The following is a 20495-nucleotide window of genomic DNA, read 5'->3' on the forward strand; positions in this document are numbered from 1 at the left end:
TCCTCACAACACTCCGCCCCCCCCCCGGGGGGGGGGGGCCCCCCCACCCCCCCCCCCCCCCCGGCTCGTGTTGGCGCTGCGATCAGCCCGCGCTCACCGGATCGGCGTGCCGGTGACGCAGGTCAGCACCCGACGTTGACCACGCGTGGCGCTCGATGTGGTGGTGGCGAAACCGTGGGACTCGAGCAGCAGTTGGGTCGCGGTGAGGTTCGCGGTGGCGTGCGCGGCGGTGGGTCGCTCGCCGAACACGTGCAGCCGACCTCCCGGTGCCAGCAGGCTCCGCATTCGAGCGATCTGCTGCGTCGCGTCGCCCAACCAGAAGAGGCTGACGTTCACCGCGAAGATCGTGGTGAAGCGACTGGCCGGGAGGTCGACCGACTCGAACCCGGCACATCGGATCTCGGCCCTGCCGGCGCTGATGTGGCTCAGGTTGCGTTGGGTCGCGAGCCGCACCATCGTCGCGGCCCGGTCGATGGCGACGATCCGGCCGGTCGTGAGTCGGCTGGCGACCATGAAAACGGCTGCGCCCCGACCGCAGCCGATCTCCAGCACCTGGTCGTCGGGTGCGACAGCCATGGTGTCCACCGCCCAGCGCTGCCGATGGGCGGCCGTCGCCCGAGCCGGCTCACCAGTCGCGGGGGTGGTGCCCGCGCCGGAGGAGCCCGGATCGCGGCTCGAGAGAGTGGACCTCACAACGTCACTCGCCGGCGCCAGTTCTGCTCACACATCTGATTCCACTATCTCAGCGGATTCGGTGCACCGTGTCCTCGGTCACCGCGTCCACCGACAGGCGCGAAAGCTCCCGCACCGGTGTGCGGCCGAAGCTGAGGTGTTGTGGAACGACCGCCCCAGATTGCGTGGCTGTTGCACCCCATTCATCGCGCACTTTCGGGGCTAATGAACGGTGTCGCCCCGGTCGCTGTGAGGGCTGTTACTTTGTCGAACGTTCCAGAAAAGGCTAGCGTTCAGCCTCGCGAAGCCCTGCGGACCGTCCGGCGAGACTCCACGCCTCCGGCGCTCCCCGTGGACCTTCGGCCCCGCCGCGCGCAGCGGTTTACCAGTCGAGTGAATGTGAGACGAGATGTCTGGACGGTTGGATTCGAAGGTGCTTGTCGTCACCGGCGGCACGCAGGGCATGGGCCTGGCGTTCGCACAGCGGGCAGCCACGGAGGGGGCGCGTGTCGTCATCGGCGCCCGGGACAGGGACCGGGGCGAGGAGGTGGCCGCGCAGATCCGCGACACGGGCGGTAGTGCCCTGTTCGTGCGGACCGACGTGACGGTCGAGGAGGAGATGGCGCGGCTCGTCGAGACCGCGGTGTCCGAGTTCGGCCGGCTGGACGGCGCGTTCACAACGCCGGCGGCGGCCCGATGGCCAGTGTCCGCGAAACCGACAGTGACGCCTGGCATCGCTCCGTCGCCCTCAACCTGACAAGTGTCTTCTACGGCCTCAAGCACGAGATTCCAGCGATCATCGCCTCCGGCGGTGGCGCGATCGTCAACAACGCCTCCGTCTCCGGCGTCAAGGGCGACGCGACGCAGGTCGCCTACAACGCGTCCAAGCACGGGGTCATCGGCCTGACCCGTTCGGCGGCACTCGACGTGGCCCGCTCCGGTGTGCGGGTCAACGCCCTGGTCACCGGCCTGATCGACACCCCGCTCTGGCAGGGCGTCGTCAGCCAGGCCCCGGCAGCGGCGGAGCGCTACCTGGCGCTGCAGCCGACCGGACGGGCCGGCACCTCCGACGAGGTCGCCGCACTCACCACGTTCCTGCTCAGCGACGAGGCCACCTTCAACAGCGGCGCGTCCATCGCCATCGACGGTGCCTTCACCGCCTGAGGCACTGAGCGTTCCCGAGGCGCGCGGGGCGGCGCCGACAGCAGCTCCTCCCGCGCGCCTCGACGATCACCTGATCAGCTGGCTGGCTGGCGCGGATCCGACCACGGCGAGCCCGGGCGGCCGATCGGCGGGCGCGGCGGAGGTCGCTCCTCGCTGCCCCGGACGACAGCCGTCGTGGCGGCCGAGACGGCGGTGGCGTCGGCGTAGCCGTCCCGGCTGGCCGTCACCGCCACGGTGAGCCGCTTCCAGAGCAGCGCTTCGGAGATCTGGAACGTCGCACCTGTCGCACCTGTGATCGGGACGCCGTCGGCCGACCACTGGTACCGGAAGGTGGTCGTCGAGGGCGTCCACGAGCCCGGTGCCGCGGTGACGGTCCCGCCGATCACTGCCGCCCCGGTGACCGTCGGCGGGTTGACCGCCCGGATCGCCAGGGGCGGATTGATGGTGAAGGCGTCGGCCAGGACCACCGGCTTGCCGGAGTCGTACGCGTACAGCGTCAGGGTGGCCGTGCCGGCTGGCGCGAAGCCGAGATTCACCTCGACGGTCATCGACGTGCCGTCCGACGAGACAGTCCGCACCGTGGCGGTCAGCGGCTCCCCGCCGGCGGGGGTCACCTGGACCCGGTCCTTCGGGTTCAGCCCGGTGCCGCTGACGGTGATCGTCCGAACGGCGCCCGGCGGCACAACGGCCGGCGCCACCGACGTGACAGTCGCCGACTCGATCTGGAAGCTGTACTGCGTTAACCCGGAGCGGGCGCCGCTGGCCGTGACACTGCGGACGGTCAGGTAGAACCAGCCGACGTCCTGCGGGGTCCAGGTCAGTGTCGCGGTGCCGTCGGACCGGGCGGGGAGCGTGGCGTACGGCCCGAAGTTGACCGAGTACTCGTAGGCCGTCGTGCCCGGCAGGCGCGGCGCGAAGGCGAAGGTGCCCGGGGCCAGCCGGCCGGTGCCGGTCGTCGGGAAATCGGTCGAAGTGACCCGAGGTCCGTCCAGCACCGACCAGGACGTGCCGCCCTCGGTGGTCTGCACCCCGTCGGCGTTACGGGCGAAGACCTTGACGTAGGTGTAGCCGCCCTTGGTCGGCGTGTAGGTGAAGGTGGCGCTGCCGTCGGCGGCCGGCCGGACGACCTGCTTGGTGGCCTCGTCGGCGTTCAGCGTCGCCACGTACTCGGTGACGTTCGCCATCTGGGTGCGGGCCGTGAAGGTGGCGGTCGTTCCCACGTCGGTGCCACCGGTGCGGGTCACCGTCGGCGACGCTCCGTCGACCGAGATGTGGTTCCAGCGGGGCACCGACAGGGTGCCGTCGGCGCTGCGGCTCTGGATGCGCAGACCGTCGACGCTTGTGTCCTTGGCGACCCAGGTGAGGTCGGCGGTGCCGTCCGCCCGCGCCGGAATGGTGATCTTCTCGATCGGCGGTGGGAACAGCCCACCATGTTCGACCCAGTAGACGTAGGCCTGCACCTGCGGCGCCCGGGGCGCGAGGTGGAAGCTGAGCGACGAGCCGATCGTGACACCCCGGTCGACGTCGCCGGTGAGCCTCGGGCCGTCGTCCACGGTGAACTGGTAGGCGCGGGGCGCGTGCGCCTTGCCGTCCCGGGTGACGCTGTGGACGTAGAGGGTCTGCTGCCCGGCACGGGTTGGCGCGATCATCGCCGTCGCCGTTCCGTCGGCCGCCGCCGGCACCGTCCCCGACGGGCCACCCCCGTCGATCCGCCACGCCAGCGACGCGGTGTCGGCGACGCTGGAGCGCAACTCGAACGCGCCGGCCACCCCGATGTTGTAGTCCAGGTTCGGCGTTCCCTCCGGGTACGCGGAGGAGAAGATCGACGGACGGGTCTCCCTGACGTAGAACTCGTAGCGTATCGGCTCGGAGTAGTTGCCGGCCCGGTCGATCGCATAGACCGAGACGGAGTGATAGCCCGCCGCGCTAGGCGTCCACTCGACAGTCGCCGGGCCGCCGAGCCCGTCGGCGTCCACCGTGCCCGCGGGGAGCTGCTCGCTCAGTTCGCCCGTGTAGAACTCGTAGCGGTAGCTGACGGTGTCGGCGCTGGCCGAGGTCAGCGTGAACGTGCCGGGCACACCGATCGCGCCGCTGGCGTTGTCCCACCAACCCGCCGGGTACACGGCGGAGGCGACGGTCGGCGCGGGGCCGCCGGTGCGGTCGACCGTGAAGTAGCACGTGCCGCTCCACGACGTCGCCATGGCACCGTCGAGAACGCGCACCCGCCAGGCGTACGTGACGCCGTCGAGCTGCCGCGAATCGTCCTCGAGTTGGATGGCGACCTCGTCGAGGCCCGAGAACAGACCAGTGAGCCACTGTTGCGGCTGCTCCGGGTGGGTGATGTCCCAGACCTGGAAGTCGGCCTGCAACTCGGCACCCTCGTCCGCGCCGGAGAGGGTGCCCTTGAGCACCACGGCGTTGGCGTCGTTGAGTCTGACCGGGCTCAGGTACGGCCCCGGCGCGGCGGTGGCGCAGGGCTGGTCCGCGGTCTGGAGGGCGGTCGGCGCCGACAGGGCCGCGGCGGCCGGACTGGCCGCGAGGCCCACCACCGCCGCGGAGGCGAGCGCCGATGCCGCGATCACCGCCGTGATCCGGCGACGAGCAGGTGAAGGTGTACGCATTGGTCTCCCCGTGCTGAATCGGGCGGTGGTCATCCGGTGGGTCAGGCCGCCGGTTGGCGCGGATCCGACCACGGCGAGCCCGGGCGGCCGATCGGCGGGCGCGGCGGAGGTCGCTCCTCGCTGCCCCGGACGACAGCCGTCGTGGCGGCCGAGACGGCGGTGGCGTCGGCGTAGCCGTCCCGGCTGGCCGTCACCGCCACGGTGAGCGGCTTCCAGAGCAGCGCTTCGGAGATCTGGAACGTGACACCTGTCGCACCTGTGATCGGGACGCCGTCGGCCGACCACTGGTACCGGAAGGTGGTCGTCGAGGGCGTCCACGAGCCCGGTGCTGCGGTGACGGTCCCGCCGATCACTGCCGCCCCGGTGACCGTCGGCGGGTTGACCGCCCGGATCGCCAGGGGCGGGTTGATGGTGAAGGCCCTGACCTGCGGCCGGCCGGAGTCGTACGCGTACAGCGTCAGGCTGGCCGTGCCGGCTGCCGCGAGGCTGAGATCAACCTCGACGGACATGGACGAGCCTTCCGACTCGACGGTCTTCACCGTGGCGGTGAGCGGCTCTCCGCCGGCGGGAGTCACCTGGACCCGGTCCTTCGGGTGCAGCCCGCTGCCGCGGAGGGTGATCGTCCGAACGGCACCCGGCTCCACGACGGCCGGCGTCACGTAGTCAACCACCGCCGACTCGACCCCGAAGCTGTACGTCGTGCCCAGGGAATAGCCGCCGCTGGCCGTGACGCTGCGAACGGTCAGGTAATACCAACCGACGTCCGGCGGTGTCCACGCCAGTGTCGCGGTGCCGTCGGCCCGGGCGGCGAGCGGGGCGTACGACCCGAAGTTGATCGCATACTCGTAGGCGATCGTGCCCGGCAGTCGCGGCGTGATGCTGAAGGTGCCCGGCATCACCCGGCCTCTGCCGGTCTTCGGGAAATCGGTCGAGCTGATCCGAGGTCCGTCCAGCATCCACCAGTACGTGCGACTTTCCTCGGTCTGCACCCCGTCGGCGTTGCGGGCGACGACGCTGACGGAGGTGTAGCCGGCCGTGGTCGGCGTGTAGGTGAAGGTGGCGCTGCCGTCGGCGGCTGGCCTGACGATCTGCTTCGTGGCCGTGTCGCCGTTCAGCGTCGTCTCGAACTCGGTGACGTTCGCCATCCGGGTGCGGGCCGTGAAGGTGACCGGCTTGCCCAGGTCGGTGTCGCCGGGTTGGTTCATCGTCGGCGCCGCACCGTCGATCTGGATGGGGGCGTAGCGCGACTCGGACAGGGTGCCGTCGGCGCTACGGCTCTGGATGCGCAGTCCTCTGATCTCGATCAACTCGTGAGCGGTCCAGGTGAGGTCGGCGGTGCCGTCCGCCCGGGCCGGGATGGTGATCTTCTCGATCGTTGGTGGCTCCGGGCCCCTGAGTTCGTTCCAGTAGACGTAGGCCCGCACCTGCGGCGACCGGGGCGTGAGGTGGAGGGTGAGCGACGAGCCGATGACGACCCGGCTGCCGGCGCTGGTGAACGTCGGGCCGTTGTCGACAAAGAACTCGTAGGCGCGTGGAGGGTGCGCCGTGCCGTCGCGGGTGACGCTGTGGACGTAGAGGGTCTGCATGCCGGCACGGGTGGGCGCGATCATCGCCGTCGCCGTTCTGTCGGCCGCCGCCGGCACAGTCCCCGACGGGCCACCCGCGTCGATCCGCCAAGCGAACGAGACCGTGTCGGCGACGGTGGAGTGCAGCTCGAACGCCCCGGGCACCCCGACGTTGTAGTCCAGGTTGCTGGGCCAGGTCCCTTCCGGGTACGCCGACGAGAAGATCGCCGGCCGGGTCTCTCGGACGAGGAACTCGTAGCCGGTCTGTTCGGAGCGGTTGCCCGCCCGGTCGACGGCGGACACCGAGACCCGGTGGAAGCCCGCCGTCTTGGGCGCCCACTCGATCGTCGCCGGTCCACCGAGCCCGTCGGCGGCCACCAGGGCCGCTGGGGCCTGGTCGCTCAGCTCGATCTCATAGAACTGGTACTCGTAACTGACGGTGTCGGAGTTGGCCGAGGTCAGCGTGAACGTGCCAGGCACACCGATCGCGCCGCTGACGTTGTCCCCTCCCGACGGGTAATGGACGGAGGCGACGCCCGGTGCCGAGCCGCCATCGCGGTCGATGGTGTAGTGGCACGTGCTGCTCCACGGCGACGCGTCGGCACCGTCGAGGACGCGCACCCGCCAGGCGTACGTGACGCCGTCGAGTTGCTGTGTGTTGTCGGCGATCTGGACGTGGAGCTCGTTGCTGTCCGCGCCCATCTCGACGAGCCACTGCTGCCGATGCTCCGGGTCGGCGACATCCCACACCTGGAAGTCCGCCCGCAGTCCGCCCTGGCCAGTACGGTGGAACTTGCCCTCCAGCGTGGCGCCCGTGGCCCAATCCCACGCTCTCGGATTCAGGTATGGCCCCGGGGCGGTGGCGGCACACGGCTTTCCGGAGCTGGTGAGGTCGGTCGGGGCGACATCCGCGGCGGCGGCCGTGGAGGGGTTGAGCCCCACCGCCGAGCCGCACGCGAGGGCCACGGCGACGCCCAGTGCCGCGATTCGACGGTGAATACGCGAAGCGGTACGCAAACCCTGCCTCCACTATGGGCCCGACCATGATCAGCCGGCACAGGATCGCACGTCGGGTCAAGTCCCGGTGACCCGTGCCGTCCCCGCAATTCCGCCGAGCCCGGTGCGGGGATCAGCGCCCCCGCACCGGGCCCTGCCGACTCCGCGACGGTCAGCCCCGATCCCCGTCGTCAGAGCCAGACCACGATCCCGGTCAGGTCGTTGAGGACGGCCGCCACGCCCGCCCGGATGGCCGCCGCGCAGCGCTCGGCGGTGAACGACGTCGGGTCGTACGTCGAGGACATGCCGAGCCCTTCCCCGCGGAACGACGCGCCTTCCCAGTCGACAGATGTGACGTTGTGGGTGGGCTCGGCCAGTTCGGCGCCCACCACGAGGAACTTCTCGTCCAGGTGGTTCGGGGTGACCAGGGCGAGGGGGTCGATGAGGTCGCCGCCGGCGCTGACGATGAGATCCGGGTTCATCTCCATGGCCTTGGCGATGCTGGGCACGGCATCGTGGGCGTTGCCGACGGTGATCGTCCGGAGATCCGCGTGCTCGTCGTCGGCCCACTCCCGCACCGCCGTCACGAGAGCCTTGGTCGGGTCGTCGGCACCGGCGGTGAGCAGGACGACCCGGTAGTCCTTCGGCGGGTGGACCCCGGCCCACGAGCCGGGTCGCGGCGTGATCGTCGCCTCCGGGGCGGGTGTGGTGGAGGGGTCGACGAATCCGGGCCCGAGCGTCCCCACGGCGCTGGGTGCGGGGTGCGGCTGTGACCAGTCGTCGCCGGAGTCGCAGGCGGTGACCAGCGCGGCGGTCGCGGCCAGCATGGCAACGACCCGAAGCGGGGGGCGCACAGGTGGTCGTCCTTTCGAGGGGTGGCGGCAGCCTCGTATTCCTATCTCAATTCCCTGCGCCGTTTATCCGGGGCCGGTCGTTCGGGGCCGTTGTTATCCGGCGGTTCGTCGGCGGTCGGGCTGGTGTTCACCCGCGCCATGCAACGTGCACTGGCCAACCGAGGGAGTCGCATGCTGGGGCGCGTCCGCCGTACCGTTATCGTCACCGCTGTCGGGATCGCCGCGGCGGTGATCCCGTTTCTGGGCGCCGGAACGGCCTCCGCACACGGATTCTCGTCGACCGTGTACGCGGAAATAACTGCCGGAGACGAGGGTCACATTCGCACGGCGGTGGACCTCGAATACGACCTTCTCGTCGTGTCGGCCGCGGATTCGGGTCACGATGACCCGCTCTTTCGGGCGGGCACGGCCGCCTTCGACGCGGGCGACAGCGGCGCCCAGGCCGCGGCACTGAGGAGCCACTCGTCGACCGTCCTCGGGTATGTCTCGGACCGGTTCTCGGTGACCGCGCGGGACGCGGTCTGTCAGCCGACCCAGGTGGGTGACGCGACGATCGGCGAGCGTGAGGGCGTGCCGTACGCGAGTCTGCTGCTCGACTGGACCTGCCCCGAGCGGGTCGACGAGCACGAGGTGCGCAGCGCGCTGTTCCCGGACGACGAGGGTTACGTCAAGGGCACCAAGACGATCGTCACCTACGAGATCGACGGCCGTTCCGGCAGCGCGGCGCTGGACGCCGCCAACCCCACGTTCTCGACCGGCCAGGCCTGGTACCAGCGGTTCGGGGAGTTCTTCCTGCTGGGCGCCGAGCACCTGCTGTCCGGGATCGACCACATCCTGTTCCTGCTGGCGCTCATCGCCGGATCGCGGCGCCTGCGGGAGATCGTGCTCGCGGCCACCAGCTTCACCCTGGCGCACTCGGTGACGTTCATGCTTGCGGCTCTCGGCCTGGTCGAGGTGCCGGGGTCGATCGTGGAGCCGGTCATCGCGTTGTCCATCGCCGTCGTCGCGGGCTGGCACCTGTGGGGCATCTGGCGGCGTGGCGAGCACGCGACAGACCTGGAGGCGACGGCCGGGCACGGCCACCTCAGCCTGGATCGGGCCGGCTGGATCCGACTGGGTGTGGTGTTCTGCTTCGGCCTCGTGCACGGCCTGGGCTTCGCGGGCGCGCTGGGCATCGACGAGGCGTGGTCGTGGACCCTGCTGTGGTCGCTGCTGGTGTTCAACATTGGCATCGAGGTCGTTCAGTTGACGATTATCGCTCTGGTCTTCCCGCTCCTGCTCGTCCTTCGTCGCCGCGCGCCGAAAGTCGGTATCTGGGCGACCGGCGTTGTTTCCGCAGCCGTGTCCGTCATGGGGCTGATCTGGTTTGTGCAGCGCGTTTCCGGGTCCTGAGTAAGGCTAAGTAGTTCGCGAAGTGCAGGCTTTCGCAAGATCACGTTCATGGTCGGTTCACCAGGCGGCGAAAGCGTGGATTTGCTTCCCCGGCGTCGGGTGAAGTCACCATCCATTTCTCTATTTGAAAAGGGAACAATGTCGATGACATTGAGCACCTCGACACGGGCCTCCGGGCCTGTGCGGCGGCGCCTGGTCGCCGGGGTCGCAGCCGGGTTCCTCGGGTTGGGCGCGGCCCTCGGCAGCGGCCTGACGGCCACCGCCAGCGCGGCCGAGTCCACCACGATCACCGGTGTGGTCCTCGGCGTCGGCGCCAACGAGACCCAGCGGATCGTGAGCTGGTACTCCTCCGCCGACACCGCACAGAAGATCCAGCTCGCCCCGACCGCCGAGATCGTCAACGGCGAGTTTCCGGCCGGCGCGGTCAGCTTCGATGCCGTCGGCGCGGCGAACACCTCCACCACCGGCTTCAACCGGCACGCCACGATCAGCAACCTGCGGGAGAACACCGCGTACTCGTACCGGGTCGGCGCCGATGGCAGCTGGTCCCCGGCGTACGCCTTCAAGACGCAGGACTTCGAGGGCGACTACGACTTCCTGTTCTTCGGTGACCCGCAGATCGGCTCCTCCGGTGACCGGCTGAAGGACCAGGCCGGCTGGGAGGAGACCCTGAAGGTCGCCACCGGGGCCAACCCGAACGCCGAGCTGTTGGTCTCCGCCGGTGACCACGTGGAGAGCGCCAACGACGAGGGTCAGTGGACCTCGTTCCTGGCCCCCGAGCAGCTGCGTCAGATCCCGCTCGTGGCCACCATCGGTAACCACGACGTCGGCGGCAAGTCCTACGAGCAGCACCACTTCACCCCGAACACCGACCGCTCGGCGCAGTACTACAACGGCGACCAGGCGACCCGGTCCGGCGGCGACTACTGGTTCATCCACAAGGACGTGCTGTTCATCGACCTGAACAGCAACAGCTACGCCAACCCGGCGGACGGCTCCGCCGGCGGCGACGCGGCGCACGTCGCGTACGTCACCGACGTGATCAAGAAGCACGGCTCCGAGGCCAAGTGGAAGGTGTTGGTCTACCACCACTCCATCTACTCGCCGGCCAGCCACGCGACCGACACCGACAACAAGCAGCGGCGGGAGGACTTCACCACGGCGTTCTCCAACCTCGGCGTGGACATGGTGCTCCAGGGCCACGACCACAGCTACACCCGCAGCTACTCGATCAAGAACGGCCAGAAGGAGAACCCGGCCGAGAAGCCGGGCGCGCCCGAGGTCTACCCCGGCCCGGGTGGCGTCATCTACGTGACGGCGAACTCGGCCTCCGGCTCGAAGTACTACGACATCAAGAAGCCGGACGACAGTGGCACCGGCATCCGTGGCAACGGCCCGGACCCGCTGGACCCGGGCAAGTACTGGTACAACTCGGTGCAGAACCAGGAGCACGTTCGCAGCTACGTCAAGGTGCAGGTGCGCGGCGACAAGCTGGTCCTGGCCAACGTCCGTAGCGGCACCTGCGCGGCCCCGAACGCGGCCGTCGAGAAGGGCCTCTCCTGCGTCAACACCCCGGAGGGTCAGCCGGTCGGCTCGATCGTCGACAAGGTCACGGTGCACCCGTACCACGGTGACGGTCAGGCCATCCAGGTCAACGTGCCGAACGCGGCCCCGGGTGAGTTCGGCTGGACGATCGACGGCTACAACGGCCTGGTCGACCTGGGCACCGCCCAGGAGCGCGACGGCACCTTCTTCGAGGCGGCCGGCAAGATCAACCCGATCCTCGTGTCGGACAGCCGCCGTTCGCTCGCCCCGTGGTCGATCTCGGCCAACGTCGGCGACTTCTCCGACGCCGACAAGAAGTTCTCCGGCTCCTACCTGGGCTGGAACCCGTACGTGCTCGACGGCGGCGCGGGCGCCGAGGCCGGTGCTCCGGTCCTGTCGTCCTTCGACGACCAGGGCAAGGGCCTCTCGGTCTCCAGCGCCCTCGCCGCAGCCGCGCAGGGTCACCCGCGCGGCGGCGCCCGCCTCGGTGCCGACCTGGATCTGAAGATCCCGGACAGCATCGCGAAGGGCAGCTACCGCACCACGCTCACGATCACCGCGCTGAGCAGCTGACCGAACTGTTCCATCGGGCGGGGTAGGCACCTTCGGGGGCCTGCCCCGCCACCCATGTGCCGCCCTCCCAAGATCACCTCAAGGATCCGACATGTACCCGTCCGTCACGCGCTGGAAGAAGCTTGCTCGTACCACCGCGCTGTCCCTGCTCGCCGCCGTCGCGACAGTCGGCGTCGGTGCCGGCCCCGCCCTGGCGGCGGATGGCGACGTCGCCTGGACGGTCCGCACGGCCTCCAACGGCTACGGCGAGGCTCGGTCCAGTTACAGCTACAACGTCAATCCCGGTGGTTCCGTCGAGGACGCCATGGTCGTCGCCAACCGCGGCAAGGCGCCGCTGACCCTGTCCGTGTACGCCGCCGACGGCTTCACGACCGACGCGGGTCAGCTCGACCTGCTCACCAGGGACGCCAGGTCCGTCGCGATCGGTGCCTGGGCGAAGCCGAAGGCCGGCAGCGTCGTGATCCAGCCCGGGAAGACCGCGCAGGTCCCCTTCACGGTCAGTGTCCCGGACAACGCCACCCCCGGTGACTACGTCGGCGGGATCCTCACCACGCTCACCCAGGCCGACCAGGCCGAAGGCATCAACGTCGACAGGCGCCTCGGCATCCGGATCAAGCTGCGGGTCGGCGGCGAGCTGAAGCCGAACCTCGCGATCGAGGGCGTGCACGTGACGTACGGGGGCCCGGCCAACCCGTTCGGCAAGGGCGACGCCACCGTCACCTACAAGATCCACAACGTCGGCAACGCCGCGCTCTCCGGGCAGCAGGCGGTCTCGGTCTCCGGGCCGTTCGGCGTGCTGCGGGTCCGGGCGAAGGACATCGCCGCGCCGCCGGAGCTGCTCCCGGGTGAGAGCTGGGACGTGACAGTGCCCATCGCCGGGGTCGCCCCCGCCGTCTCGCTTGCCGCGACCGTGACCCTCACGCCGCTGCTCACCGACGCCTCCGGCTCGACCACCTCGCTCAAGCCGGTCCAGGTCACCGCGCACGGCTGGGCGCTGCCGTGGCTGCTGGTGCTGGTGCTCGTCGTGCTGATCGCCGTGCTCGTCGGGGCGTACCTGTACCGGCGTCGCAACCGGACGCAGCGCAAGGTGCGCGAGGACGCCCGCGTACGCGAAGCCGTCGCGCAGGCCCTGCGTGGCCCGAAGCCGCAAACCCCCTGAGCGCGATCTTGCACTTACTGCCCCGGCCTAGCAGCGCGTTGCACGCGTATCGGCGACCGAAACTGCAGGATCGCGGCGGTCGCACCAGGGCCTGTTTCACAAGGACTGGTCGCCCGGACTCCGCCTCGGCTCGACCGCCCTTGTGAAACAGGCCCTTGTGGGTGAACGGCGCTCGGCTCTGGACCACTCCCGTTCCTGAGCCGGCATGGTGAACGGTGACGCCGGCACAGAGGGGGAATCCACATGGTTGACGGGGATGTGCCAGAGCGGATGCAGGCCGCGGCCCTGGACGAGTTCGGTGGGCCAGAGGTGATCACCCTGCGGAAGCTGCCGATCCCACAGATCGCCGACGACGAGGTGCTGATCAAGGTCTGGAGCGCCGGCGTGGGGGTGTGGGACGTGTACGAGCGGCAGGGTGTGCTCGTACCGGAGGGCTCGGCTCTGCCGATCGTGCCCGGCTCCGACGGCGCCGGCACCGTCATCGCCGCCGGCAGCAAGGTGTCCAACGTCGGGGTCGGCGACCTGGTCTACGTCTCCGCCACCACCCGCCCGAAGGGCGGCTTCTACGCCGAGTACGCGGCGGTCAAGGCGGAGTACGCGGCAAAGGTGCCCGACGGGTTGCCGGCCGAGCACGCCGGGGCCATGCCCACCGACGCGCTGACCGCGCTCGCCGGGCTCGACACCGTCAGCCTGTCGGCCGGCGCCTGGTTGTTGATCTTCGGTGCCAGTGGCGGCCAGGGCCACCTGGCCGTGCAGTTGGCCAAGCGGCAGGGCCTGAACGTGATCGCCGTGGCCTCCGGAGCGGACGGCGTCGCGCTGGTCACCCGACTCGGCGCCGACGTGTCCCTCGACGGCCACGCCGACCTGACCGACGTGCTCGCCCGGATCCGGGACGCGGCACCGGCCGGGGTGGACGCCATCCTGGCGATGGCCGGCGGCACGACGCTGGACCGGCTCACCGAGGCACTCACCGACGGCGGTGTGGTCGCGTTCGCCCACGGGGTGCGGCCGGAGCCGCGGGAACGGCCGGGCGTGGTGGTCCGTGCCTACGACGGCGAATCGAACTCTCGACAGTTGCAACGCCTCAACGAACTCATCGAGGCCGGCCCGTTCGTGGTGCACGTCGCGCAGACGTACCCGCTGGGCAAGGTGCGCGACGCGCACCAGCGACTGGAAACGTCCTACCCGGGCAAGCTGCTGCTGACGGTGGCCTGAGACCTCAGCGCGGCGGGCGCTGTTGCGGCACGCGTACCGATGCCATGCCGGCCGCGGTCGCGGCCTGGATGCCCAGGTCGGTGTCCTCGAAGACCAGGCACGACCCCGGGGGTACGCCGAGGTGCTCCGCCGCGAGCAGGAACGCCTCCGGGTCCGGCTTGGCCCGCGTGTAGTCGTCGGCGCAGACCAGCACGTCGAACCGGTCCAGTAGGCCGAGCGCGCCGAGGGAGGCGGTGACCGAGGCGCGGGTGCTGCCGGAGACGACGGCGAACGGGACCCGCCGGTGCGCGTCGTGGATGTGCGCCACCACCTCGGGTACGGCGGCGAGCTGCGGCAGCAACTCGTCGTAGTAGCTCTCCCGGCGCTCGACGACGGTCGCCACCGGCATGGCCAGACCCTGCTGCTCGTTCAGGGCGACGACGATGTCGACGGTCGGCCGTCCACCCCACGCGTAGAAAAGGTCCTCCGGGAACTCGCAACCCCACTCGTGCAGGGCCCGCTGCCAGGCCAGGTAGTGCAGCGGCATCGAGTCGACGATGGTGCCGTCGCAGTCGAACAGGTACGCCGCGAACTCACCGGGTGGCAGAGGCAGACTCATCGGGGAAGGGTACAGCGGCGGATCCGGTCAGTCGTCGGTGACGGATGCCAGCCGGCGCAGCAGGTGGTCCCGTTCCGGCTCGGTCCCGACCAGCGCCAACGCGCTGCGGTACGCCGCCGCGGCCTCGTCGTTGCGGCCGAGTTGGCGCAGCAGGTCCGCCCGGGTGGCCGGGTAGAGGTGGTAGCCGCGCAGCCGCGGATCGTCGGCCAACTCGTCCAGCAGGGCGAGCCCGGCGTCCGGCCCGTCGCGCATGGCCACGGCGGCGGCCCGGTTCAGCGCCACGACCGGTGAGGGGACCATGCCGAGCAGCACGTCGTAGAGCGCCACCACCTGGGGCCAGTCGGTGCTGGCCACGTCGGCGGCCTCGTCGTGCAGCGCGGCGATGGCGGCCTGCACCCCGTACGGCCCGGGTCCCGGGCCGGTCAACGCGACGACCACGAGCGCACGCCCCTCGTCGATCATCGAGTGGTCCCACCGTCCACGGTCCTGGTCGTCGAGGAGCACCACCGCGCCGTCCGCCCCGGTGCGCGCGGCCCGCCGAGCGTGCACCAGCAGCAGCAACCCGAGCAGCCCGGCGACCTCCCGTTCGGCGGGCAGCAGCCGGCGCAGGATCCGGGCCAGCCGGATGGCCTCCTCGGCGAGGTCGATCCGCTGGAGGTCGGGGCCGGAGCTGGCGGCGTACCCCTCGGTGAAGACCGAGTAGACGGCCTGGAGCACCGTGGGCAGACGACCGGGCAGCTCGTCCGGGCCCGGCACCCGGAACGGGATGCGCGCGTCGCGGATCTTCCGCTTGGCCCGGACGAGTCGCTGGGCCATTGTCGCGGGCGGCACCAGGAAGGCCCGCGCGACCTCGGCCGTGGTCAGGCCGGCCAGGAACCGCAGGGTGAGCGCGCCGCGATCCGGCGCGGCCAGGGCCGGGTGCGCACAGGTGAAGAAGAGCGCCAGCCGGTCGTCGGGCAGGTCCCGGTCCGCGTCGGCGGGCGGCGCGTGGTCGGCCCGCTCGGCCTCCGCCCGGAGTACGGCGAGCCTGGTCGCCAGCACCCGGTCGCGGCGTAGCCGGTCCACGGCGCGGCGGCGCGCGGTGGTGAGCAGCCAGGCGCCGGGCCGGCTCGGGACGCCGTCGATCGGCCAGTGCGTCAGTGCCGCCTCGATGGCCTCCGAGGCGACCTCCTCGGCCAGGTCGAGGTCGCCGAAGCGGCGCACCAGGGAGGCGAGCAGTCGGCCGCGTTCCTCCCGGAACACCGCCTCCACCGACGACCCGACGGCCGCCTCCTCACCCGGCACGGTCAGACCTGCATGTCGATCTCGGCGATCGGACGGACCTGGACCGAACCGGTGCCGACGGCCCCGGGGCTGCGGGCCGCCCACTCCAGCGCGGCGTCGAGGTCCGGCACGTCGATGATGTCGTACCCGCCGAGCAGCTCTCGGGTCTCGGCGAACGGCCCGTCGGTGATGGTGCGGTCGCCGTCCGGGCCGACCTGCACGGTTGTGCAGGTGGTCAGGTCCTGCAGGGGATGCCCGGAGACCCAGACCCCGGCGTCCTTCATCTCCCGGTCGTAGCGGATCCAGTCCTCGAAGCTGCATCCGTTGCCGACGACCTCCCCGTCGACCATGGGGCTCATGAACAGCAGCATGTACTTCACGTTTCGGCTCCTCTCGGTGCGGCGGGTTGCCGTACAGCATGACGACGGTCGAGGCTCGGGAATATCGACACGGCCGGTCAGGTTTTTTCGAACCGCGAGTTCACGGCGCCGCTGCGAAGAGCAGGAAGAACCGTTCGGCCGTTCCGGTGTCGCCGTGCACCTCGATCTCGCCCGCGGAGACCGCCGACCGCAGCGGCGTGCCGCCGAACATCAGGTCCCGCAGCGCTCTCACCGTGCCGGTGACCGTGACGTCGACCTGGCCCGACCGGCCCCGGGCCACGCTGATCCCACTCGGAGACACCTCCACCTCGAAGGCGTCGGCACCCACCTGCAACCGCAGTCGAGCGGGCACCGGCGCGTCGGTCGGTGGCCGGTAGAGGGCCTTCAGCAACAGCATGAACGCGTCGGTGCTCATCTCGACGTCCGGCTCCGCGGGCAGGCCAGCGCCCCACCGCGACAGCTCGACAAGTGTCGGCTCCAGTTGCTGGCCGCGTTCGGTCAGCTCGTACGCGTGCACGCTGGCCGGCGGCCCGAGCTGCACCCGCCGGACGATGCCGGACTGCTCCAGCTCCCGCAGTCGCTGGCTGAGCACGTTCTGGCTGGCCCTCGGCAGGCCGGCCCGCAGATCGCCGAAACGCTTCGGGCCGAACACCAACTCTCGGACAATCAGCAGCGCCCAGCGCTCGCCGACGATGTCCATCGTGCGCGCCGCCCCGCAGGCGTCCTGGTAAGTCCGCTGAGTCACATCGCCATCGTAGTCGGCGCCCACCGGGCAGTGCTAATGTCGGACCGTCTAGTCCTAACTTAGGAGTGTTTCGTGGATGCACTGCTCGCCAAGGTGATCGAGCGTCACGGCGGCCTCGATCGCTGGCACACCGCGTCGACCCTCACCACCCGGCTCACCTACGGCGGCCCGTTCTGGGCGTTCAAGGGCCGCCCCGACTTCGACGGCACCGAGCTGGTCGAGGCCGACCTGCACCGGGAACGGATCCGCCACGTCCAGGAGGGCACCGGCCAGGTCACCGAGTACGACCGCGACACCGACCGGGTCACCGTCACCGCGGCCGACGGCAGCCTGATCGACGAGCTGACGAACCCCCGGGCGAGCTTCGCCGGCTACACCGGGGAGAGCCAGTGGACGCTCGCCCAGGCGGCCTACTTCCGTGGCTACGCCACCTGGCACTACCTCGTCGAGCCGTTCCTGTTCACCTGGCCGGGCGTCGAGGCGCACGAGGTCGAGCCGTGGACGGAGGGCGGCGAGTCGTGGCGCGTACTGCGCGTCACATACCCCGAGACCGTGCACACCCACACCGACACCCAGCTGTACTACTTCGACGACAGCGGGCTGCTGCGGCGCATGGATTACCAGGCGGTGGTCAACGGCTCCTCCCCGGTCGCGCACTACGTGAGCGGGGCGACCGAGGTCGACGGGCTGGTCGTGCCGACTCGACGCCGGATCCACATCCGCCAGGAGGACCGCACCCCGGACCTCTCCTGGACGCCGATCACCCTGGACCTGGCTGACGTACGGGTCCGCTGAGACCCCGATGCTGTCGCAGCGGACCCGACGGCACGTCGCCGACCGGACGCCCCGGCCTCAGGTCGAGGCGTCCGTCCGGCGGCGGCTCCGCTCAGCCCGCCGTCGCACCTGCTGGTACGCGCCGGTCAGCCCCATCGCCCGGCGTACCTCGATGAGGGTTTGGCGAACCTCCTGGCGGGTCCGCTCCGTGCCCTCGACGATCAGCCGGTCGACCAGGCCCCGGTCCGCTTCGATCTCGGCCCGGCGCTCCCGGATCGGCGCCAGGAACCCCTCCAACGCGACGACCAGGCGGTCCTTGACCTCCACGTCGCCCACCCGTCCGGCCCGGTAACGCCGGGCCAGGTCGGCGACCTCGTCGCGGTCCGGATTGAAAACCTCGTGGTACGCGAACACCGGGTTGCCCTCCACCGTGCCCGGCACGTCGGCCCGCACCCGGTTCGGGTCGGTGTACATGCCGAGCACCTTCCGACGCACCGTGGCGGCGTCGTCGGACAGCGCGATCGAGTTACCTCGGCTCTTGCTCATCTTGGCCGCGCCGTCGGTGCCCACCAGGCTCGGCGTGTCCGACGCGATCAGCTCGGGCACCGGGAAGACCGGGCCGTACAGGTGGTTGAACCGCCGTGCGATCTCCCGGGTCACCTCGACGTGCGCGGCGTTGTCCCGACCGACCGGGACCACCTCGCCCTTGACGCAGAGGATGTCCGCGGCCTGGAGCACCGGGTAACCCAGCAGCCCGTACGGCATCTCCTCCTTGCCGGCGTCGCGGGCCATGTCCTTGAGTGACGGCACCCGCTCCAGCCGGGGAACCGTCACCAGGTTCTGAAGGAGGGTGTTGAGATCGCCGACCTCGGGGATCGCCGACTGGAGGTAGAACGTGGCCTGCTCCGGGTCGACGCCGGCGGCCAGGATGTCAGTGACCATCTCCCGGGCGTTGCCGGACACCTGGTCGATGTCCGCGCGGCGGTTGCGCGTGGTGAGCATGTGCAGGTCGGCGATGATGAAGAAGCTCTCGTAGCGCCGGTGCAGCCGTACCCGGTTGGCGATGCTGCCGACGTAGTGGCCGAGGTGTAGGCGGCCGGTGGGCCGGTCGCCGGTGAGCATTCGTGCGACGGACATGGTGGTGCCTCTCGTATCCGGAGGTGGGTCACGCGTGGGCGCGCGCCGAGCGGGGCGGGTCAGCCCCCTCGGTCAGCGGGATCGGCTCAGCGAGCCGTCCGCCATCGCGCGCCGGCGCGAAACCGCAGACCACCGGCACGGAGGACACTCAGAAGTTGCTCACGGCCATCGCCGGAGCTGGTCGGGACCCCGGGCACCGCACCCAGCGGTAGGCCGTCGACCAGGTCGACCGCCTCCGTCGCGCAGCTGCTCGTCCGGACCACGGCCTCAGATTACCCGCGGCATGACCCCGGGAGGGGGAAGATACCGGTCGGCGTAGTACTTGCCGACGAGATCCCGGTATTCCGGGTCGAGGGCATCCGGATCGAACGGGGGCGCATCCTTGATCTCCTGCCGAGACCGGTCGACGTGTACGACGCGTTCCTGGTGATCCACCTGAGCCACCGTGCCAGCCGGCAGCAGCACCTTCTGGCCGAAGATCCACGGCCCGGTGTCCACGACCAGGTATCCGGCGTCCGCCTCGTTGCTCGCCTCGTCGATGCTGCCGATCCGCCCGTCGCTCGCCTGCACCTGATAACCCACCAGGTCGACAGGCGTGCCAGGGCCAGGGGCGTCCGGGCCGTCGTGGCCACCGTCCGGGCCATCCGGCGGGGTGACCGAAGGCGTGGCCTGCGTATATCCGCCAGCGAGGGCGGACGGGTCACGCCAGGCCCAGGGATTGAAGATCGAGGGTTGCATGGGCACCTCCGGGGGGACGGTCCTCGGCTGTCCTGCTCTCCCAGTGCCCACCCCGCAGCCGCCGGAAACAGATCGACGACTGTCGCACCCCGTCCGGCCGGCCGGTCCCCACGTCGTCCACCGGCACGCGTCCGCACCTGACCTGGTCACCGGGCGCGCTGGCATACTCGGCTGCCATGGTGCTGTCGCGAGGGTGGTCCGTCTTCCTGGTCGGAGTCGGGATCTGGACCTGGGTGATCTGGCCGAGGTTCGCCGTCGCGATCTGGCAGGACCCGCGCTCCTGGGCGTCCGGCACCGTGGCCGAGGGGGCGACCACCAGCTTCCTGTGGGTGCACGCGCTGCTGATCGCGACGTCCCTGGCCATCGGCACCACGGTCGGGGTGCTCGGCATCCGCTCCTGGCGCCAACAAAAGTCTTAACCACCCCCGCACTGCGTGCCCTGCTGGCCCTCGGTGTTGCCCGGCCCTCGGTGATCAGGAGCTTTGCGTCAGATCCCAGTTCTCAGATGACGCAAACCTGTCGATGGCTGGGGTGCGGAGTGGGCGGGCGGGGTAGGAGTGTGACGCGGGACGCTTGCCGCGGATTTGACGATCAAACCCACGGACGCGTAACTTTCTCTCTGCCAGCGCGGAACGGGGCAAACGGGACGAAAGTCCTGAAGCCCCGAAACAAGCTGGCAGCCGGGTCACGCAGGGGTTCGCTCCTACGAGACACGGTCCGGGCGGGGCTCGCCGGATCGGCCGCGAGGCGGATTTGGTGCGGCGAAGCCGACCGGGTAAGGTTCACGACCGGCAGGGCACCGGGCGAGACTGCGGGAAACCGCAGCGGCCGGCCTGCCAAATCCGACGACCTGACGCAGCGGCCTGCTGCTGCGTGAGTGCGCCGGCGCTAAGCCGTACGAAGCATGACAGACCGGGACACACGGTTTGACACGGCGAAGACGGTGAGGTAACGTAGTAAAAGTGCCCGGCGCGAGAGCGACGGGGACACGGTGCGAAAAGCCCCGGTTGGGGTTCCACTGAGGTGGGGCTTCTGGTCGGTGTGTGGTTGTTCTTTGAGAACTCAACAGGGTGCTTGTAAAGCCAGTGCCAATTATGATTTATA

The 20495-nt window shown here is 70.3% G+C and carries 16 protein-coding genes and 1 pseudogene; 7 read left to right on the forward strand and 10 right to left on the reverse strand.

The window, feature by feature from the left end; genetic code table 11:
* Nucleotides 1-93 precede the first annotated feature (93 nt).
* Nucleotides 94-693: a class I SAM-dependent methyltransferase gene (locus AB0B14_RS36355; protein ID WP_357526675.1), complete on the reverse strand. Its 600-nt coding sequence runs from the start codon at nucleotides 691-693 to the stop codon at nucleotides 94-96.
* Nucleotides 694-1135: 442 nt separating this feature from the next.
* Between AB0B14_RS36355 and AB0B14_RS36360 the strand changes: the two are divergent.
* Nucleotides 1136-1836 (forward strand): annotated as a pseudogene (locus AB0B14_RS36360) (SDR family NAD(P)-dependent oxidoreductase).
* A 74-nt stretch (nucleotides 1837-1910) separates the two neighbouring features.
* On the opposite strand, the gene AB0B14_RS36365 reads toward AB0B14_RS36360, so the two are convergent.
* The 3 genes from AB0B14_RS36365 to AB0B14_RS36375 all read right to left on the reverse strand — a co-directional run bounded on the left by AB0B14_RS36365 (nucleotide 1911) and on the right by AB0B14_RS36375 (nucleotide 7845).
* Nucleotides 1911-4418: a hypothetical protein gene (locus tag AB0B14_RS36365; protein WP_357526677.1), complete on the reverse strand. Its 2508-nt coding sequence runs from the start codon at nucleotides 4416-4418 to the stop codon at nucleotides 1911-1913.
* 80 nt (nucleotides 4419-4498) lie between these two features.
* Nucleotides 4499-6988: a hypothetical protein gene (locus AB0B14_RS36370; RefSeq protein ID WP_357526679.1), complete on the reverse strand. Its 2490-nt coding sequence runs from the start codon at nucleotides 6986-6988 to the stop codon at nucleotides 4499-4501.
* Nucleotides 6989-7209: 221 nt separating this feature from the next.
* A complete protein-coding gene (locus AB0B14_RS36375; RefSeq protein ID WP_357080961.1) occupies nucleotides 7210-7845 on the reverse strand; it encodes a hypothetical protein in 636 nt (211 codons plus the stop codon).
* A gap of 48 nt (nucleotides 7846-7893) precedes the next feature.
* Here AB0B14_RS36375 and AB0B14_RS36380 point away from each other — a divergent pair, with 48 nt between their 5' ends.
* From AB0B14_RS36380 to AB0B14_RS36395, 4 genes are all read left to right on the forward strand, one after another.
* Nucleotides 7894-9264 carry a HupE/UreJ family protein gene (locus AB0B14_RS36380; protein ID WP_357526681.1) on the forward strand — a complete coding sequence of 457 codons (1371 nt, stop codon included), beginning with the start codon at nucleotides 7894-7896 and terminating at the stop codon, nucleotides 9262-9264.
* A gap of 144 nt (nucleotides 9265-9408) precedes the next feature.
* Nucleotides 9409-11382, forward strand: a complete 1974-nt coding sequence (locus tag AB0B14_RS36385; protein ID WP_357526683.1) for an FN3 domain-containing metallophosphoesterase family protein — start codon at nucleotides 9409-9411, stop codon at nucleotides 11380-11382.
* 91 nt (nucleotides 11383-11473) lie between these two features.
* On the forward strand, nucleotides 11474-12541 hold the full coding sequence (locus tag AB0B14_RS36390; RefSeq protein ID WP_357080971.1) for a DUF916 domain-containing protein: 1068 nt from the start codon (nucleotides 11474-11476) through the stop codon (nucleotides 12539-12541).
* A 243-nt stretch (nucleotides 12542-12784) separates the two neighbouring features.
* Nucleotides 12785-13756, forward strand: a complete 972-nt coding sequence (locus tag AB0B14_RS36395; protein ID WP_357079859.1) for an NADP-dependent oxidoreductase — start codon at nucleotides 12785-12787, stop codon at nucleotides 13754-13756.
* Between the two features lie 4 nt (nucleotides 13757-13760).
* Here the strand turns inward: AB0B14_RS36395 and AB0B14_RS36400 are convergent, their stop codons facing one another.
* From AB0B14_RS36400 to AB0B14_RS36415, 4 genes are all read right to left on the reverse strand, one after another.
* The gene (locus AB0B14_RS36400; RefSeq protein ID WP_357079856.1) at nucleotides 13761-14354 is read right to left on the reverse strand and encodes an HAD-IA family hydrolase; all 594 of its coding nucleotides are present in this window, start codon (nucleotides 14352-14354) and stop codon (nucleotides 13761-13763) included.
* Nucleotides 14355-14381: 27 nt separating this feature from the next.
* Nucleotides 14382-15638 (reverse strand): sigma-70 family RNA polymerase sigma factor, encoded by a 1257-nt coding sequence (locus AB0B14_RS36405; RefSeq protein WP_357526685.1) that lies wholly within the window; start codon nucleotides 15636-15638, stop codon nucleotides 14382-14384.
* Nucleotides 15639-15640: 2 nt separating this feature from the next.
* Nucleotides 15641-15988, reverse strand: coding sequence for a YciI family protein (locus AB0B14_RS36410; protein WP_357526694.1), 348 nt, complete (start codon nucleotides 15986-15988; stop codon nucleotides 15641-15643).
* Between the two features lie 109 nt (nucleotides 15989-16097).
* On the reverse strand, nucleotides 16098-16742 hold the full coding sequence (locus AB0B14_RS36415; RefSeq protein ID WP_357079851.1) for a winged helix-turn-helix transcriptional regulator: 645 nt from the start codon (nucleotides 16740-16742) through the stop codon (nucleotides 16098-16100).
* Nucleotides 16743-16814: 72 nt separating this feature from the next.
* Here AB0B14_RS36415 and AB0B14_RS36420 point away from each other — a divergent pair, with 72 nt between their 5' ends.
* Entirely contained in the window at nucleotides 16815-17537 is a 723-nt protein-coding gene (locus tag AB0B14_RS36420; protein WP_357526687.1) for a hypothetical protein, read from the forward strand.
* Nucleotides 17538-17594: 57 nt separating this feature from the next.
* Here AB0B14_RS36420 and trpS read toward each other — a convergent pair whose 3' ends face one another.
* Nucleotides 17595-18653 carry a tryptophan--tRNA ligase gene (trpS, locus tag AB0B14_RS36425; protein ID WP_357526688.1) on the reverse strand — a complete coding sequence of 353 codons (1059 nt, stop codon included), beginning with the start codon at nucleotides 18651-18653 and terminating at the stop codon, nucleotides 17595-17597.
* A 267-nt stretch (nucleotides 18654-18920) separates the two neighbouring features.
* A complete protein-coding gene (locus AB0B14_RS36430) occupies nucleotides 18921-19391 on the reverse strand; it encodes a PRC-barrel domain-containing protein (RefSeq protein WP_357526690.1) in 471 nt (156 codons plus the stop codon).
* 176 nt (nucleotides 19392-19567) lie between these two features.
* On the opposite strand from AB0B14_RS36430, the gene AB0B14_RS36435 reads away from it, so the two are divergent.
* Nucleotides 19568-19810, forward strand: coding sequence for a hypothetical protein (locus AB0B14_RS36435; protein WP_357526692.1), 243 nt, complete (start codon nucleotides 19568-19570; stop codon nucleotides 19808-19810).
* Nucleotides 19811-20495: the final 685 nt, after the last annotated feature.

This window comes from Micromonospora sp. NPDC049171 (assembly GCF_040648275.1).
In the GTDB taxonomy this organism is placed as follows: domain Bacteria; phylum Actinomycetota; class Actinomycetes; order Mycobacteriales; family Micromonosporaceae; genus Micromonospora.

What these genes read in the sequence shown, in the direction of transcription:
- AB0B14_RS36435 (WP_357526692.1), top strand. Translation starts at nt 19,568, where the DNA reads ATGGTGCTGTCGCGAGGGTGGTCCGTCTTCCTGGTCGGAGTCGGGATC.
- trpS (WP_357526688.1), bottom strand. Translation starts at nt 18,653, where the DNA reads ATGTCCGTCGCACGAATGCTCACCGGCGACCGGCCCACCGGCCGCCTA.
- AB0B14_RS36390 (WP_357080971.1), top strand. Translation starts at nt 11,474, where the DNA reads ATGTACCCGTCCGTCACGCGCTGGAAGAAGCTTGCTCGTACCACCGCG.
- AB0B14_RS36430 (WP_357526690.1), bottom strand. Translation starts at nt 19,391, where the DNA reads ATGCAACCCTCGATCTTCAATCCCTGGGCCTGGCGTGACCCGTCCGCC.
- AB0B14_RS36410 (WP_357526694.1), bottom strand. Translation starts at nt 15,988, where the DNA reads ATGCTGCTGTTCATGAGCCCCATGGTCGACGGGGAGGTCGTCGGCAAC.
- AB0B14_RS36400 (WP_357079856.1), bottom strand. Translation starts at nt 14,354, where the DNA reads ATGAGTCTGCCTCTGCCACCCGGTGAGTTCGCGGCGTACCTGTTCGAC.
- AB0B14_RS36385 (WP_357526683.1), top strand. Translation starts at nt 9,409, where the DNA reads ATGACATTGAGCACCTCGACACGGGCCTCCGGGCCTGTGCGGCGGCGC.
- AB0B14_RS36395 (WP_357079859.1), top strand. Translation starts at nt 12,785, where the DNA reads ATGGTTGACGGGGATGTGCCAGAGCGGATGCAGGCCGCGGCCCTGGAC.
- AB0B14_RS36375 (WP_357080961.1), bottom strand. Translation starts at nt 7,845, where the DNA reads ATGCTGGCCGCGACCGCCGCGCTGGTCACCGCCTGCGACTCCGGCGAC.